The organism is Mesorhizobium sanjuanii, from assembly GCF_002529485.1.
In the GTDB taxonomy this organism is placed as follows: Bacteria; Pseudomonadota; Alphaproteobacteria; order Rhizobiales; family Rhizobiaceae; genus Mesorhizobium; species Mesorhizobium sanjuanii.
In genome coordinates, this window is record NZ_NWQG01000324.1 from 1 (window position 1) to 594 (window position 594).

Annotated in this window: 1 pseudogene; it reads left to right on the plus strand. The window is 60.6% G+C overall.

What is annotated here, in order from left to right:
- Positions 1-594: pseudogene (locus CN311_RS31700) on the plus strand (carbohydrate ABC transporter substrate-binding protein); the annotation flags it as partial.

The window sequence follows — 594 nt, forward strand, 5'->3', positions numbered from 1 at the left end:
TATGACGGCTGGGTCAACGATTCCGACCTGATCGGCACCCACTGGCGCTATCAGCAGGTGCGCAACCTGACCGACTGGATGGCGAACGAGGGCAAGGATGTCACCAACCCGAACCTCGACCTGAAGGACTTCATCGGCACCTCGTTCACGACGGCGCCCGACAAGAAGCTCTATCAGCTTCCCGACCAGCAGTTCGCGAACGTCTACTGGTTCCGTTACGACTGGTTCAACGACGAGAAGAACAAGGCGGACTTCAAGGCCAAGTACGGCTACGATCTCGGCGTTCCCGTCAACTGGTCGGCCTATGAGGATATCGCCGAGTTCTTCACCGGCCGCGAGATCGACGGCAAGAAGGTCTATGGCCACATGGACTACGGCAAGAAGGACCCCTCGCTCGGCTGGCGGTTCACCGACGCCTGGCTGTCGATGGCCGGCAATGGCGACAAAGGCATTCCGAACGGTCTGCCGGTCGACGAATGGGGCATCAAGGTCGACGAGAATTCGCGGCCGGTCGGCTCCTGCACCGCACGCGGCGGCGACACCAATGGCCCGGCTGCCGTCTACTCGATCCAGAAATATCTCGACTGGCTGAAA